The sequence below is a fragment of the Vibrio sp. S234-5 genome, from assembly GCF_000960595.1.
GTDB lineage: Bacteria > Pseudomonadota > Gammaproteobacteria > Enterobacterales > Vibrionaceae > Vibrio.
In genome coordinates this window covers 1-259 of the sequence record NZ_JZAM01000225.1, presented here as the reverse complement: position 1 = coordinate 259, position 259 = coordinate 1, and the positions used below count along the sequence as shown (strand labels likewise).

Below are 259 nucleotides of genomic sequence, written 5' to 3'. Positions count from 1 at the left end.
CCGGATTGGAGTCTGCAACTCGACTCCATGAAGTCGGAATCGCTAGTAATCGTGGATCAGAATGCCACGGTGAATACGTTCCCGGGCCTTGTACACACCGCCCGTCACACCATGGGAGTGGGCTGCAAAAGAAGTGGGTAGTTTAACCTTCGGGAGGACGCTCACCACTTTGTGGTTCATGACTGGGGTGAAGTCGTAACAAGGTAGCGCTAGGGGAACCTGGCGCTGGATCACCTCCTTATACGATACGGATAGTTTG

1 rRNA gene is annotated in these 259 nt (G+C 53.7%); it reads left to right on the top strand.

Annotated features, from left to right (window positions below):
* Positions 1-241, top strand: a 16S ribosomal RNA gene (locus tag UF06_RS13570); the annotation flags it as partial.
* Positions 242-259: the final 18 nt, after the last annotated feature.